Below are 13234 nucleotides of genomic sequence, written 5' to 3' on the forward strand. Positions count from 1 at the left end.
TCTAGGGAATGAAAATCAAATATCTAAGCTATGGCAAAGAAAACGGTAGCAAGTTTACAGACAAGTTCAAAAAGATTGACAAAAGCCATTAAGATGGTAAAGTCACCAAAAACAGGAGCCTATACATTCAAGGAGTCGGTTATGGATCCTTCATCCGTAAATGATTGGTTGGCTAAAAAATAAAAGTTTCGACTAACGATACTTAAAAAGCTACTTTCGAAGGAAAGTAGCTTTTTTCATTTTAGGAGTTGCTCAAATTAGTTCTATCTTTGGGTAAGAACAGTAGCCAGCACACATGAGTTTATTCAAGAATATATTTTCGTCAAAGAAAAAAGAGACCTTGGACAAGGGTCTGGAGAAATCGAACACTAGTTTTTTCGAAAAATTGGGCAAAGCCGTAGCTGGTAAGTCAAAGGTAGACGACGATGTTCTCGATAATCTGGAAGAGGTTTTGGTATCATCCGACGTGGGGGTCGATACGACCTTAAAGATAATCAATCGAATAGAAGCAAGGGTCGCCAAGGACAAATACCTCGGTACGGACGAATTGAATACCATTTTAAGGGAAGAGATTGCTGGATTGCTTTCCGAAACCAATTTAGGCGAAGGCACCGAAATACGAGTTCCCGAGGGAATAAAACCTTACGTCATTATGGTCGTCGGGGTAAACGGGGCAGGCAAGACCACTACTATCGGCAAGTTGGCCCATCAATTTAAAAAACAGGGCTATAAAGTGGTTTTAGGGGCCGCAGATACTTTTCGTGCAGCCGCCATAGACCAGTTACAAGTTTGGGCCGATCGCGTAGACGTACCTATCATAAAGCAAAATATGGGCAGCGATCCCGCCTCTGTGGCGTTCGATACATTGAGTTCCGCAGTTTCACAGGATGCCGATATAGTGATTATAGATACCGCAGGCCGTTTGCACAACAAGGTCAACCTGATGAACGAGTTGACTAAGGTGAAGCGGGTCATGCAAAAAGTGGTCGAGGGCACCCCGCACGATGTGATGCTTGTCTTAGATGGTTCTACTGGCCAAAATGCCTTTGAACAGGCAAAGCAGTTTACCAAAGCTACAGAGGTAACGTCCTTGGCCGTCACTAAATTAGACGGTACCGCAAAAGGGGGCGTGGTCATTGGCATATCGGATCAGTTCCAGATTCCGGTAAAATATATCGGTGTGGGCGAGGGGGTAGAAGACCTTCAGGTATTCAATAAATATGAATTCGTCGATTCTTTCTTTAGCCTTAAGAATTGAGAAGGTCAGTCTTCATAGCGTCCTTTTTTATCGCTCATTTCCTTATAGCACAAATCAATCATCCGAAAGCGAGTCCATCATCAAGGGTTGAACAAGAGGTAGGTCTTTCCAAAATTACCATCGATTATTCACGACCCGCGGTCAAGGGCCGAAAAATTTTCGGAGACCTTGTACCCTATGGTCGTATTTGGAGGGTAGGGGCCAATGAATCCACAAAGTTCACAGTCGATTCAGAGGTAAAGATTATAGGAAATACACTTTCCAAAGGAACCTATGCTTTGTATGCCTTTCCCGAAAATGGTGATTGGGAGATTGCTTTTCATTCCAATATAGCCCATTGGGGCGATGGTCGAAACGCCTATAACCCGGAGGAAGATGTTTTTCGCATCAAAGTAACACCAGAGCGAATCCCGTTTCATCAAGAAAATTTTTTGATTTCTTTTGACAGTTTGACCCATAATTCGGTGACCATGCAATGGCTATGGGACCGCACCAAAATCAGTATTCCCATACGTTTCGATACGGACGGCTTGATGCGGGAAGAAATTCAGAAGCAACTTCAAGACAATCCTACCGCGCAAACCTATTATGAGGCTGCCCGCTACCTACAAGAACAGGGCAAGCAGTATGATACAGCATTGGCCTACCTGAACAAAGCAATAGAACTAGGCGGGGATACCTATTACTTTCATAGGGTGAAGTCTATGGTCGAAGCGGCTTTGGGCGACTATGTCAGGGCCATAAGTTCTGCGGAAAAATCGTTAGCGCTTGCCGACGCCCAGGACAAGGATGAATTTGTTCGGATGAACCAGAAAAACATTGAACTATGGACAGCTCGATTAGAAACCCAGCACAAGTGAGAGCCCTTATTACCTTCTTATGTATCGCAACGCTCGTTTTTTCTTGTAAAACAGAGCAAAAGGAAGCTAAGGAAGTAGTGTTATGGACACCCTACAACGATTCCGCCGAAGTAGCCGCCAACAAAGACCACGAAATTGAAAGGATGCAGTATAAATTGATTCAGTCGAAGGTCTTGGACAAAAATGACGTTTTCCTCCCCTTGTATCCTGAAGTATCCAAAATGTCGGAGGAGGAGTATGCCGCGCTGAAACCATTGATTTTAGAGCAGGATATTCCAACAATACAGAGCGCTATCGCCAGCGGCAAACTCACCTACGAGAAGCTGGTACTTTTTTACCTCCACCGGATCTACGCTTATGAGTTGAGCAATGCCACCACCTTGAATACAGTTATCGCATTAAACGAATCGGTTGTGGAGGAAGCTCGAAAATTAGATGAACTTCAGATGCGCCCTTCCGAAAAGCGCCATCCTATTTACGGAATGCCCATTCTCCTAAAGGATAACATCAATACGGAAGGGATGCCAACAACAGCGGGCGCCATCGCCCTACTTCAAAATGAAGTGGATGATGCTTTCATTGTCCAGGGCTTAAAACAGCACGGTGCGCTGATTCTTGGTAAAGTGAATCTGAGCGAGTGGGCCTACTTTTTATGTAGCGGATGCCCTGTGGGCTACAGCGCCGTGGGCGGACAGACTCTGAATCCCTATGGACGACGTATTTTTGAGACCGGCGGTTCGAGTTCGGGAAGCGGAACCTCGGTTGCTGCGAATTATGCCGTTGGCGCTGTGGGTACCGAAACGTCCGGTTCTATTCTTTCGCCGAGTAGTCAAAATTCCGTGGTAGGCTTAAAACCTACCATTGGACTATTGAGCAGGGGCGGAATCGTTCCGATTTCCAGTACCTTGGATACCCCGGGGCCGATGACAAAAAATGTCGTGGACAATGCAATTCTTCTTTCAGCAATGACCGGGAAAGACGGAACAGATCAGGCTTCGGTGACGACCGATAAAACTTTCTACGACGATTTGGAGGAGGTTTCCTTGAGGGGAAAGCGCTTTGGCGCTATAAAGGGTCTAATGGAAGGCGATTCCATCTACAAAATTACCATTGAAAAGATGCGTGAGGCTGGAGCCGAGATTATCGAATTTACCCCTCCAGAGGTGCAGATGGATGGTTTTCTAAGTATTCTGAATATCGATATGCGAAATGACCTTCCCATTTATATAAAGAATAATGTAAAAAATACGGATGAGGTTACCATCAAGTCTATTGCCGATGCGGTGGTCTTCAACGCAACCGATTCTTTGGTGCGCATCCCTTACGGTCAAACACTTTTTGAAGGCATTTTGGCCGATTCCACATCGCCGGAAGGTCTGGTTGAAATAAAAAATAGGTTGGAAAAAAACGGACGTTCTTTTTTCGATACGGCTATGAACGCCAATCAGTTGGATGCTGTTTTGTCCATTAATAATTATCATGCAGGTTATGCCGCCGTTGCGAAATATCCCGCATTGACAGTACCCATGGGATACAAGGCCAGTGGTGAACCGATCAGCCTCACTTTTATCGGTAAGCAGTTTAAAGAAGATGAACTATTGCGCTTGGGACGTGCCTTCGAACAACTTTCAAAGACGCGTAAGCTCCCCGAGGACTATAAAGATTGATTCTGTTTGCGCTTTGCTAGTTGATTAAGGCCGAAATTCTTTCCCACAGCTGGTTATCGAAGCTTGAAGGGCCCAGTTGATTTTCGCCAGCATCTTCGCCCAATCGAACTATGACCAAACCTTCACTAGGAACGACATAGAGTTTTTGATCGTTCTTGCCCAATCCTGCATAGGTATCGGCAGGGGCATTCGGCAGTAACTCCCCAGAGAATATCTCTTGGGTCGCCGTTCCCATATGACTGTCTTGTCCGTTCAACCACCACAGATAACCATACGATTCATTGAGGTCCTGCGACTTGGTTTTCATTTCGGTTAGATAGGATGCATCACCAAGAATCGTTTCATCGTTCCAGATACCATTGTTCAAATTCAAGAGTCCGAAACGTGCCATACCTCTGGCAGTACTATAAAATGTATTGTTGTCTCCATTCGGGATCCATATACCGTTCATTCCTATTTTATCACGTAATTGGGCGTTAAAATAGGTGATAAAAGGCGTATCGGCCGCATTGGCGATAACATCCTGCAACAGGGTGTAGGGGCCGTTGTGGTAACTCCATCTGGTGCCAGGTTCGGCCTCATATTTCAAACAATCGGGGTCGGTACAGGAAAAAATCAGAAGATTGTTCCTGAGTCCCGAAGTCATGGTAAGTTGGTTTCGAATGGTGATTTCACCCTCCTCCTCGGCGGTCATGCTAGTCCAGCCTTCGCCAAGATATTTCGAGCTAGGCTCGTTCAAATTTAGGAGTCCTTGTTCCTGGGCGATACCTACGGTAAAGCTGGTTAGGGTTTTTCCCGCGGAAGCCCAATACCATATGCTATCGGTAGTAAACGACCCAAAGTATTTTTCAATCGCGATCTTCCCATCTTTTAGAATGATAAAGGCCTTGGTATTTTTTTCGTCTAATAACTGGTACAAGGCCGTTTCGGCCTGCGAATTCCATCCCAATTCGTCTAAGCTCGTGGTTTCCCAGGTTGAAGTTCCCGTTCCGGGAAAGTAAATCTCCCCAGTTTCTGTTGGGATCTCGGTATCTGGGTCCGATTGTGTTTGCTCTTCACCTGCTTCCTCATTTTCGGAACAACCATAGCTGCCTAGAAAAATGATGCTTAGCAGTAAAATGATTCGGGATTTCATCATTATTTTTTCGATTTGACACTGAAAAGGCCTAAAAGTTTAATCTTAAAGACATTAACTTGGGGGTGTACTAACGAAAAAAAAGGGGATGATAGTGTACGAAGTCGGCTTTTTTTGATAAGGCAGCCTCAACTTCCAAACTTTTTTATGAAGAACTATTCATCGGAACAATTATCCCTGATAAATTCCAATTGGGTTCGTTGTTCCTCGGTTATGAAGTCACGACAGCTTCCCGATAAGATACTGTTCACGTCTGCCCTAATTTCTGAACAGGACTCATTGTTGTCGACATCATTGTCAAGTCTTTCGATTAAAGTTGCACATTCCGCAGCATCTAAAGTGTCTTTGACATCCTCGGCAACGGAACAACCGATAAATGTTGAAAAAAGAATGGTCGTAATAGTAAGTTGTAGTGATTTCTTCATGGTGGCCTTGTTTATAGGATATAGGTGGATGATTGCTTAATTTTCTTGCATGGTATAAGAGATATCAGTGAACGTTCCTTCCGTAATGTTATACGCTACATTGGTTTCGCTATTGGTACCATTAGAACGAAACTCCCCTGAAAGAAGTTGTTTTTCCATGTTTAGGACGATGCCCTTAATGTAAATTTCGTGTGGTTCAGTGTTATCGTAGATAGATCTATATCTTCACTTTTATCGTTAGGGTATTCTAGGGATAACGGGCTTTGGCGTCGTTGATTATGATATTTCTATATATTATTTGAATACAGTACTTTCCTTAAGTCGGACTGATTTCATCTCTCAACAATTCATTAAAAAGCCAATGGCGTAGACCCATTCTATTCCATATCAAATATCACAAATGGTGATACCTTCCCTTAGAGCGGCTATCTTATCGGGATAGGTAGGTATGAATTCCTGCGCAACATGCCCTTTGTAACCGGTTGCCAAAATAGCTTTCATAATGGCGGGATAATTCAATTCCTGGGAATCGTTGATTTCATTCCTGCCAGGGTTGCCACCCGTATGGTAATGTCCGAAATATTGGTGGTAGTCGTGAATATTGCGAATAATATCACCTTCCATGATTTGCATATGGTAAATGTCGTACAGCAATTTGAAGTTCTCCGAACCCAGTCTTCTGCATAGCTCTACACCCCAAAGCGTATTATCGCACATATAGTCTTTGTGGTCTACCTTTGAATTCAATAATTCCATTTGAAGAACGACACCATGCTTTTCGGCTACTGACAAGATTTGTTTTAACCCGACCACGCAGTTTTGAAGTCCGACAAGGTCATTCATTCCGTTGCGGTTACCGCTAAAGCAGATTAGATTGGTATAGCCTGCTTCGGCCACTAAAGGGATTACCCGCAAATAATCCGCAATCAATTCTTTATGAAGTTTCGGGTCGTTCCAACCTTCCAAAATCCCTTTACCGGCACCCCAGCACATCGAGGCGTGAATGTTGTATTTTTTCATCAAGGGCCAGTCTTCGGGCCCTGTTAAATCCATGGCGGAAACACCCAATTCGTTCAGACTCTTCAAAAAGTCTTCCATGGGTATCGAATCATAGCACCAACGACAGACACTATGATTGATATTGCCTTTAAGTCCGTTGGTATTCTTGTGAGAGGCATTCATGGCCTTAGCTGAATTGCCCGCCAACAACCCTACGGATGCTATTGCGGATGTTCCGATAAAATTTCTTCTTTTCATATGTTCGGTTTCGTACTGTCATTAAAGATAACATAATTACTTTTACCTATGGATTTGACGCCGGATAGACAAAAATTGATCGAGCTTGCCCATTACCGTATGCCCTTCGGGAAGTTCAAAGGGCGGTATTTGGTTGACTTGCCCGAACCCTATCTCATTTGGTTCAAGCAAAAGGGCTACCCCGAGGGAAAATTGGGGCATTTACTCGAATCAATGACCGAAATTAAGATAAACGGATTGGAACCGATCATCCGTAAAATCCAAAAAGATTTTCCTAGGCGATTCTAAAGATTGTAACAACAATTTGTATCTTTATGCCCCGTAACAAAGAATTCCGAAATGTCGCAGACAAAGTATATTTTCGTTACGGGAGGCGTGACTTCATCTCTTGGTAAAGGTATCATCGCCGCATCTCTTGCGAAACTCTTGCAAGCAAGAGGGTATAAGACTACCATTCAAAAACTAGACCCGTACATCAACGTAGATCCGGGTACCTTGAATCCCTACGAACACGGTGAGTGCTATGTAACCGATGATGGTGCGGAAACCGATTTGGACCTTGGTCATTACGAACGTTTTTTGAATGTGAATACCTCGCAGGCGAACAATGTTACTACCGGACGTATCTACCAAAGTGTCATCGAAAAAGAACGTCGTGGCGAGTTTTTGGGAAAAACGGTACAAGTGGTGCCGCACATAACCAACGAAATAAAGGAGCGGGTTCAGCTTCTGGGAAATAGCGGTGAGTACGATATCGTCATAACCGAAATAGGTGGTACAGTGGGCGATATCGAATCTCTACCTTACATCGAGGCGGTGCGACAGTTGCTCTGGGAATTGGGCGATAATAACGGCATTGTTATACACCTGACTTTGGTGCCCTATTTATCGGCTGCCGGTGAGCTAAAGACCAAGCCCACGCAGCATTCCGTAAAAACTTTGATGGAAAGTGGTATCAAGGCCGATATCTTGGTCTGCCGAACGGAGCATCATATCTCCGATGATATCAAGGACAAACTGGCACTATTCTGTAACGTAAAAAGGGAAGCTGTTATTCAATCGATAGACGCTTCAACTATTTACGATGTTCCCGTAATGATGCAGGAAGAAGGTTTGGATACCGTAGCGCTGCGAAAACTGGCGCTTTCGGATGACAAGTTACCTGATTTAAACCAATGGAACGAGTTTCTCCGCAAGCATAAAAATCCGAAAAATGAGGTCACTATAGGACTGATCGGTAAGTACGTTGAATTGCAGGATTCCTATAAATCCATATTGGAGTCCTTTATCCACGCAGGTGCCGTGAATGAAGTTAAAGTTAATGTGCAATCAATTCATTCCGAGTATATTGATTTGAATAATTTAAAGCATAAGATGAAAGGTATTGACGGAATTTTAGTCGCACCCGGCTTTGGTGAAAGAGGCATCGAGGGCAAGATAAAAGCGGTACAATATGCCCGGGAGAACGGAATCCCTTTTCTAGGAATCTGTCTGGGTATGCAAATGGCCGTCATAGAATATGCAAGAAATGTTCTGGGTCTTACGGATGCCAACTCGACCGAAATGGACGAACATACCGAGGAGCCTGTCATTGATTTAATGGAGGCGCAAAAGAGCATCACCCGTAAAGGGGGCACTATGCGTCTTGGGGCTTGGGACTGCGAATTGAAAGACGGTAGCTTGGTGCAAGAAGCGTATCATGGCGCGGGAACCATTTCGGAAAGACACCGCCATCGCTATGAATTCAATAATGCCTATAAGCAGCAATTGGTGGATAGTGGCCTCGTCACCTCGGGCATCAATTCGGAAACGGGCTTGGTCGAAATCATAGAGCTGCCTTCCCACCCTTGGTTCGTGGGCGTACAGTACCATCCCGAATACAAAAGTACCGTGGCCAATCCGCACCCCCTCTTCGTTGGGTTTATAAAGGCGGCCCTGAACCATAAAAAGCAACAAACTAATGCCAGTATGGCATAAACCGCTCTTTTGGGCATATATTTGTTGACACTGAATTAGTTTCGGTGACCAAACCTAACCGTCAGGTGCCTGCAACCTCAAAAGTCTTGAAAATCAAAGTAAAATTTTAGATGGAAGAAAAGAAAATCGATATCAATTCCATTATCGGCTTCGTGCTGATATTCGGAATTCTCATATTCATGTTTTATCAAAACAAGCCCACTCCGGAGCAACTGGAGGCCGAGAAGGCAAAGCAGGAGCAAGTAGAGGCGGAGAAGGCTACTACCGAAAGTGCGATTGAAGCTGCGCCTGTTGATGATAGCGTTGCGGTTAACTTGCAGGATTCCACAGCCGTGGCAAATTACAAAGGCGCAATAGGGGCTTTCGGATATACCGCTGCAACCGAGGGTACCACAACTTTGGAAAACGAGCTGGTCGTCCTAAAGGTGAGTAATAAAGGGGGACAGGTGGTTGAGGCGAAGATGAAAAATTTCGTTGCCTATGATTCGGTACCCGTGTATTTGGTAAAGGATGGCAATGCCGCTTTCGGTTTGGATTTTACGACAACCGACAACAGGACCCTCAACACCAAAGACCTTTATTTTGAACCCTCACTAAGTAAAAACGGTGCCAACCAAGTGCTTTCGATGAAGGCTAAGGTGGCGGCCAATAAGTTCTTGGAATACCGCTATGAAATGAAACCGGATGATTATCTAGTTGATTTCACCTTGCGTTCTCAAGGTTTAGAAAGGATTGTAAATTCTTCTAAACCAGTAAAATTAGAGTGGAAACTTAAAGGAATACGTCACAACAAGAGTGTACAGTATGAAAATCGGTATACCGAGATCATGCGAAATTTCGACGATGGAAAGGTCGACTATCTTTCCGCTGGTAGTGATGATGAGGAAACCGATGAAGATGTACAATGGATATCGTTCAAGCAGCATTTCTTCACCTCGATTCTGGCCACCAAAAAGAATTTTGAAATTGCCGAATTAAGTTCCAAGAATTTGGTGGAAGAGGAAAGTAAAGATGTTGCCTTCACGAAAGAATTTGCGGCCTCGATTCCCCTAGCGATGGAGGGTGGCGAATTGTCGGAAAATTTGAATTGGTACTATGGTCCTGCGGATGTTGAGGTATTGAAGCAATACGATGAGTATGGCTTGGACGATACCATCTATTTCGGCTGGGGTATTTTCGGATGGATCAACCGCTATGTCTTTACGCCTTTTTACTCGCTTTTAAGTGGCTTTTTACCTTATGGCATAGCCATTATCATTATGACAATTCTTGTACGTTTGGCCATGTCGCCGGTCACTTATAAGTCCTATTTATCACAAGCCAAAATGAAGGTATTGAAACCGGAGATTACCGAGCTCGGTGAAAAATATAAGGATAATGCCATGAAAAAACAGCAGGAAACCATGAAGCTGTACAACAAGGCAGGGGTGAGCCCCATGAGTGGTTGTGTGCCGGCCTTACTGCAGATGCCTATTTTCTATGCACTCTTTATGTTCTTCCCCACCTCTTTCGCTTTGCGTCAGAAATCGTTTTTATGGGCAGATGACTTGTCGTCCTACGATAGTATAGCACAGCTGCCTTTTGAAATTCCTTTCTACGGCGATCACGTAAGTCTGTTTCCGATATTGGCATCCATCGCGATTTTCTTTTACATGACGATGACTACTGGACAGAACATGCCCTCTCAGCCAGGAATGCCCAACATGAAGTTTATCATGTATCTAATGCCACTGATGATGCTGTTCTTTTTCAACAATTACGCGAGTGGTCTGAGTCTGTATTATTTCATCTCCAACCTGATTACGATCGGAATCATGTTGGTCATCAAGAAGTTTATTCTGGATGATGCTAAAATACACGCGCAAATTCAGGAAAATAAAAAGAAACCGAAGAAGGAAAACAAGTTCCAGAAAAAGATGCGCGAGATGATGGAGCAAGCCGAAGCGCAGAAAAAAGCGAAGTAATCGAGTAAAAAGCTGGTTCTTCAGATATTGGGCGGTACCCAAAAGTATAAAATAGAGGGTTCAAAAGCTCAAACCCTCGGAGCACAATTCATGTTATTTATAACAAAAAACCCCGGCCGTTAGGCTGGGATTTTTAGCAGTAACTAGGTTATGTTTGGTAAGATTTGGGACTGTAAATATGTGTTTTATTTCCTCCTGAAAAAAAACTTAGTTGTCAAGTCCGCTATTTTGTATGCTAAACCGTCCGAAGGCGTTGTCTGAAATTTTGTGGTGCTTGAAAAGGTCTTTCAAACAAAAAACTTCCAAGCAACGGTTTCCCGCATCTTGGAAGTTTCTACAACCAACCAATAGTCAACTATATTTTAGTGTCTGCCCGGTAGGCCAAGCGCATCGATGGCGGCCTGTGGCAATAACACTTTGTCAATGACGTGAACAATACCGTTGCTTGCCATTTGATCAGCTAAGGTTACATTTGCGTCTACAGTACTTCTATCGCGTATTCTAACGCCATTCCCCAGGAGCGCGAATACATTTTCGCCTTGTACGGTGGCTATGGCTTGATGATCGGTCAAGTCACCTGATGCCACAGCACCAGCTGCTACATGATAGGTCAATATAGTAGCCAATAAGGCTTTTTCTTCATCCGTATCAAAATCGGCAAGACTGTTGTAATTATCTCCTAAAGTATCTAGCAAGTCTGCGAAAGCGGCATTTGTCGGCGCGAAAACCGTAAATGGTCCATCACCGCTCAACACATCTACCAATCCTGCATCAGCTTGAATAAGTGCGTCTACCAACAAGCTCAGGTCTGGAACCGATTGTGCCAAGCCCACGATATTGGGTGTAGGAGGATTTAAAATATCCAATACTTCTTGTGGCAAGATTACCTTGTCGATAATATGCACGACTCCGTTGCTTGCGGCAACGTCGGCAGTAGTTACACTGGCATTGATACCTGTCGCGTCAACGATGTGTACGGTACCATCCTTTATGTTTATACCTACATCTTCACCTTGAACTGTCATAATCTGTTGCCCGTTGCTCAAGTCGGTTGAAAAAGCGGCGGTACCTTGTACTACGTGGTAGGTCAATATGTTTACCAAGAGCGACTTTTCCTCATCGGTATCAAAATCGGAAAGACTATTGTAGTCGTCTCCCAATTCGTCTAGCAAGGCTACAAAGGCCGCGTTGGTCGGAGCAAAAACGGTAAACGGTCCATCACCGGAAAGGGTTTCCACTAAACCTGCGTCAGCTTGTTGCAAAGCACCTACAAGAAGGCTTAAGTCATCAGTTTCGATGGCAAGATCCACAATGGTTTTTGCACTCAAAGAGGTTACGAAATCGATGGCCGATTGCGGTAATAACACTTTGTCGATGGTATGTGCCACTCCGTTATTAGCCATAATATCGGTAGCTGTAATATTTGCATTAGTATCCGACGCATCCCCAATTACGAACGTACCGTCGGCTGCGATGATATCAATGGAATTGCCAGCAAAAGCGGTTTCAACATTTCCTTCAGCCAAATCAGCTGCCTTTACCTCCGCAGTAATTACGTGGTACAAAAGAATGTCTTTTAACAAAGCGATTTCTTCTTCCGTATCAAAATCATCCAAGCTGTTGTAGTCGTCCCCAAGAACACCCAATAGCGCAACGAACGCATCGTCGGTGGGGGCGAAAACCGTAAAGGGACCTTCACTTGACAATGTTTCTGCCAATTCTGCCTTTATCACTGCAGCTTCCAATTGTGAAAGGGCTTCGGTAGCTACGACAATTTCAACCAGATTTTGGCCCATATCCATAGGCTCGCCATTAATAGCATCAATAGCAGCTTGTGGTAATAAGACCTTGTCGATTACGTGAACCACACCATTGGTGGCTTCAACGTCGGCAATGACAACTTTAGCAGCTTCCACATCATCTCCTTGTTTGTCCTTAACGGTGACTGTAGTACCATCGATACCGATAGTTACATCCTCCTCTTGAAAGGTTGCAATCATCTGCCCATCGCTCAAATCGGTCGATTTGGCAACCGTCCCGGCAATTACGTGATATTTTAAAATTGTTGCCAAAAGTGCTTTCTCCTCATCGGTATCGAAATCCTCTAAGGAATCAAAACCGTCCAAAGCGCCCAATAGTGCAGTGAAAGCTTCATTTGTAGGTGCAAAAACGGTGTAAGAGGCGGCCTCATCGCTTAGGGCTCCAACTAGACCTGCATCGGCCTGCGTTAAAGCACCGACCAAGGAATTCAGTGCATCGGTATCTTGAGCCGTTTCTACAATATTTTTTCCATCCCGAGCTGTGGGGCCATCATCGTTCTTATCGCAAGAAAAAGCGAAAAGTGTTAAAGTAGCCAATAAGAGCATACTTTTTAATCGGAGAAATTTTTTCATAATAGTGTTTTTAGTAGTGTAATCGTTTATAAAATTGATTGAGCGAACTAAAAGGAACGGTTCCTCAGCTATGAGCTATAAACAGAAATAGCGCTTTGTTTCGGTTTTTTGATTCATTTGCTTATCGAACGAACGTGTTTTAAAACAGTTTGCCTTTTTGTTCAACTTATTAAGAAGAGTCGGAAGGTTTCAAAAGGTTGCTTTTGTTTAATTAAATTTTGCAAAAGTTTAACAAACTGAAAATAATTATTTGATTCTTTTGCACGGTGTAGTTCGTCGATCAGGCCCTTTGTAAGTG

12 protein-coding genes are annotated in these 13234 nt (G+C 44.0%); 7 read left to right on the forward strand and 5 right to left on the reverse strand.

Features of this window, described 5'->3' with window-relative positions:
* The first annotated feature begins 30 nt into the window (after positions 1-30).
* The 4 genes from FGM00_RS03830 to FGM00_RS03845 all read left to right on the forward strand — a co-directional run bounded on the left by FGM00_RS03830 (position 31) and on the right by FGM00_RS03845 (position 3785).
* Positions 31-183 (forward strand): DUF4295 domain-containing protein, encoded by a 153-nt coding sequence (locus FGM00_RS03830; protein ID WP_138851635.1) that lies wholly within the window; start codon positions 31-33, stop codon positions 181-183.
* 112 nt (positions 184-295) lie between these two features.
* On the forward strand, positions 296-1258 hold the full coding sequence (gene ftsY, locus FGM00_RS03835; RefSeq protein WP_138851636.1) for a signal recognition particle-docking protein FtsY: 963 nt from the start codon (positions 296-298) through the stop codon (positions 1256-1258).
* Positions 1255-2118, forward strand: coding sequence for a DUF2911 domain-containing protein (locus FGM00_RS03840; protein WP_138851637.1), 864 nt, complete (start codon positions 1255-1257; stop codon positions 2116-2118). Before ftsY ends, FGM00_RS03840 begins: the two co-directional genes overlap by 4 nt.
* Positions 2085-3785: an amidase family protein gene (locus FGM00_RS03845; protein WP_138851638.1), complete on the forward strand. Its 1701-nt coding sequence runs from the start codon at positions 2085-2087 to the stop codon at positions 3783-3785. The genes FGM00_RS03840 and FGM00_RS03845 overlap by 34 nt, the downstream gene beginning before the upstream one ends.
* 16 nt (positions 3786-3801) lie before the next feature.
* Here the strand turns inward: FGM00_RS03845 and FGM00_RS03850 are convergent, their stop codons facing one another.
* The 4 genes from FGM00_RS03850 to FGM00_RS03860 all read right to left on the reverse strand — a co-directional run bounded on the left by FGM00_RS03850 (position 3802) and on the right by FGM00_RS03860 (position 6602).
* Complete coding sequence (locus FGM00_RS03850; RefSeq protein ID WP_138851639.1) at positions 3802-4923, reverse strand: serine hydrolase domain-containing protein; 1122 nt, start codon at positions 4921-4923, stop codon at positions 3802-3804.
* A gap of 152 nt (positions 4924-5075) precedes the next feature.
* Positions 5076-5345: a hypothetical protein gene (locus FGM00_RS03855; RefSeq protein WP_138851640.1), complete on the reverse strand. Its 270-nt coding sequence runs from the start codon at positions 5343-5345 to the stop codon at positions 5076-5078.
* A 36-nt stretch (positions 5346-5381) separates the two neighbouring features.
* Entirely contained in the window at positions 5382-5504 is a 123-nt protein-coding gene (locus FGM00_RS20035; RefSeq protein WP_262711080.1) for a hypothetical protein, read from the reverse strand.
* A 228-nt stretch (positions 5505-5732) separates the two neighbouring features.
* Positions 5733-6602, reverse strand: coding sequence for a hydroxypyruvate isomerase family protein (locus tag FGM00_RS03860; protein WP_138851641.1), 870 nt, complete (start codon positions 6600-6602; stop codon positions 5733-5735).
* Positions 6603-6650: 48 nt separating this feature from the next.
* Here FGM00_RS03860 and FGM00_RS03865 point away from each other — a divergent pair, with 48 nt between their 5' ends.
* The 3 genes from FGM00_RS03865 to yidC all read left to right on the forward strand — a co-directional run bounded on the left by FGM00_RS03865 (position 6651) and on the right by yidC (position 10543).
* Positions 6651-6890 carry a DUF3820 family protein gene (locus FGM00_RS03865; protein WP_138851642.1) on the forward strand — a complete coding sequence of 80 codons (240 nt, stop codon included), beginning with the start codon at positions 6651-6653 and terminating at the stop codon, positions 6888-6890.
* Between the two features lie 51 nt (positions 6891-6941).
* Positions 6942-8579 (forward strand): CTP synthase, encoded by a 1638-nt coding sequence (locus tag FGM00_RS03870; protein ID WP_138851643.1) that lies wholly within the window; start codon positions 6942-6944, stop codon positions 8577-8579.
* A gap of 110 nt (positions 8580-8689) precedes the next feature.
* Positions 8690-10543, forward strand: a complete 1854-nt coding sequence (gene yidC, locus FGM00_RS03875; RefSeq protein ID WP_138851644.1) for a membrane protein insertase YidC — start codon at positions 8690-8692, stop codon at positions 10541-10543.
* Between the two features lie 362 nt (positions 10544-10905).
* Here the strand turns inward: yidC and FGM00_RS03880 are convergent, their stop codons facing one another.
* The gene (locus FGM00_RS03880; protein WP_138851645.1) at positions 10906-12936 is read right to left on the reverse strand and encodes a fasciclin domain-containing protein; all 2031 of its coding nucleotides are present in this window, start codon (positions 12934-12936) and stop codon (positions 10906-10908) included.
* Positions 12937-13234 lie beyond the last annotated feature (298 nt).

The organism is Aggregatimonas sangjinii (genome assembly GCF_005943945.1).
GTDB lineage: Bacteria > Bacteroidota > Bacteroidia > Flavobacteriales > Flavobacteriaceae > Pelagihabitans > Pelagihabitans sangjinii.

Bases quoted from the DNA above. Each gene is read 5' to 3' on its own strand.
- FGM00_RS03850 (WP_138851639.1), bottom strand. From the start codon at position 4,923: ATGATGAAATCCCGAATCATTTTACTGCTAAGCATCATTTTTCTAGGC.
- FGM00_RS03860 (WP_138851641.1), bottom strand. From the start codon at position 6,602: ATGAAAAGAAGAAATTTTATCGGAACATCCGCAATAGCATCCGTAGGG.
- FGM00_RS20035 (WP_262711080.1), bottom strand. From the start codon at position 5,504: ATGGAAAAACAACTTCTTTCAGGGGAGTTTCGTTCTAATGGTACCAAT.
- yidC (WP_138851644.1), top strand. From the start codon at position 8,690: ATGGAAGAAAAGAAAATCGATATCAATTCCATTATCGGCTTCGTGCTG.
- FGM00_RS03845 (WP_138851638.1), top strand. From the start codon at position 2,085: ATGGACAGCTCGATTAGAAACCCAGCACAAGTGAGAGCCCTTATTACC.
- FGM00_RS03855 (WP_138851640.1), bottom strand. From the start codon at position 5,345: ATGAAGAAATCACTACAACTTACTATTACGACCATTCTTTTTTCAACA.
- ftsY (WP_138851636.1), top strand. From the start codon at position 296: ATGAGTTTATTCAAGAATATATTTTCGTCAAAGAAAAAAGAGACCTTG.
- FGM00_RS03870 (WP_138851643.1), top strand. From the start codon at position 6,942: ATGTCGCAGACAAAGTATATTTTCGTTACGGGAGGCGTGACTTCATCT.
- FGM00_RS03880 (WP_138851645.1), bottom strand. From the start codon at position 12,936: ATGAAAAAATTTCTCCGATTAAAAAGTATGCTCTTATTGGCTACTTTA.
- FGM00_RS03830 (WP_138851635.1), top strand. From the start codon at position 31: ATGGCAAAGAAAACGGTAGCAAGTTTACAGACAAGTTCAAAAAGATTG.
- FGM00_RS03865 (WP_138851642.1), top strand. From the start codon at position 6,651: ATGGATTTGACGCCGGATAGACAAAAATTGATCGAGCTTGCCCATTAC.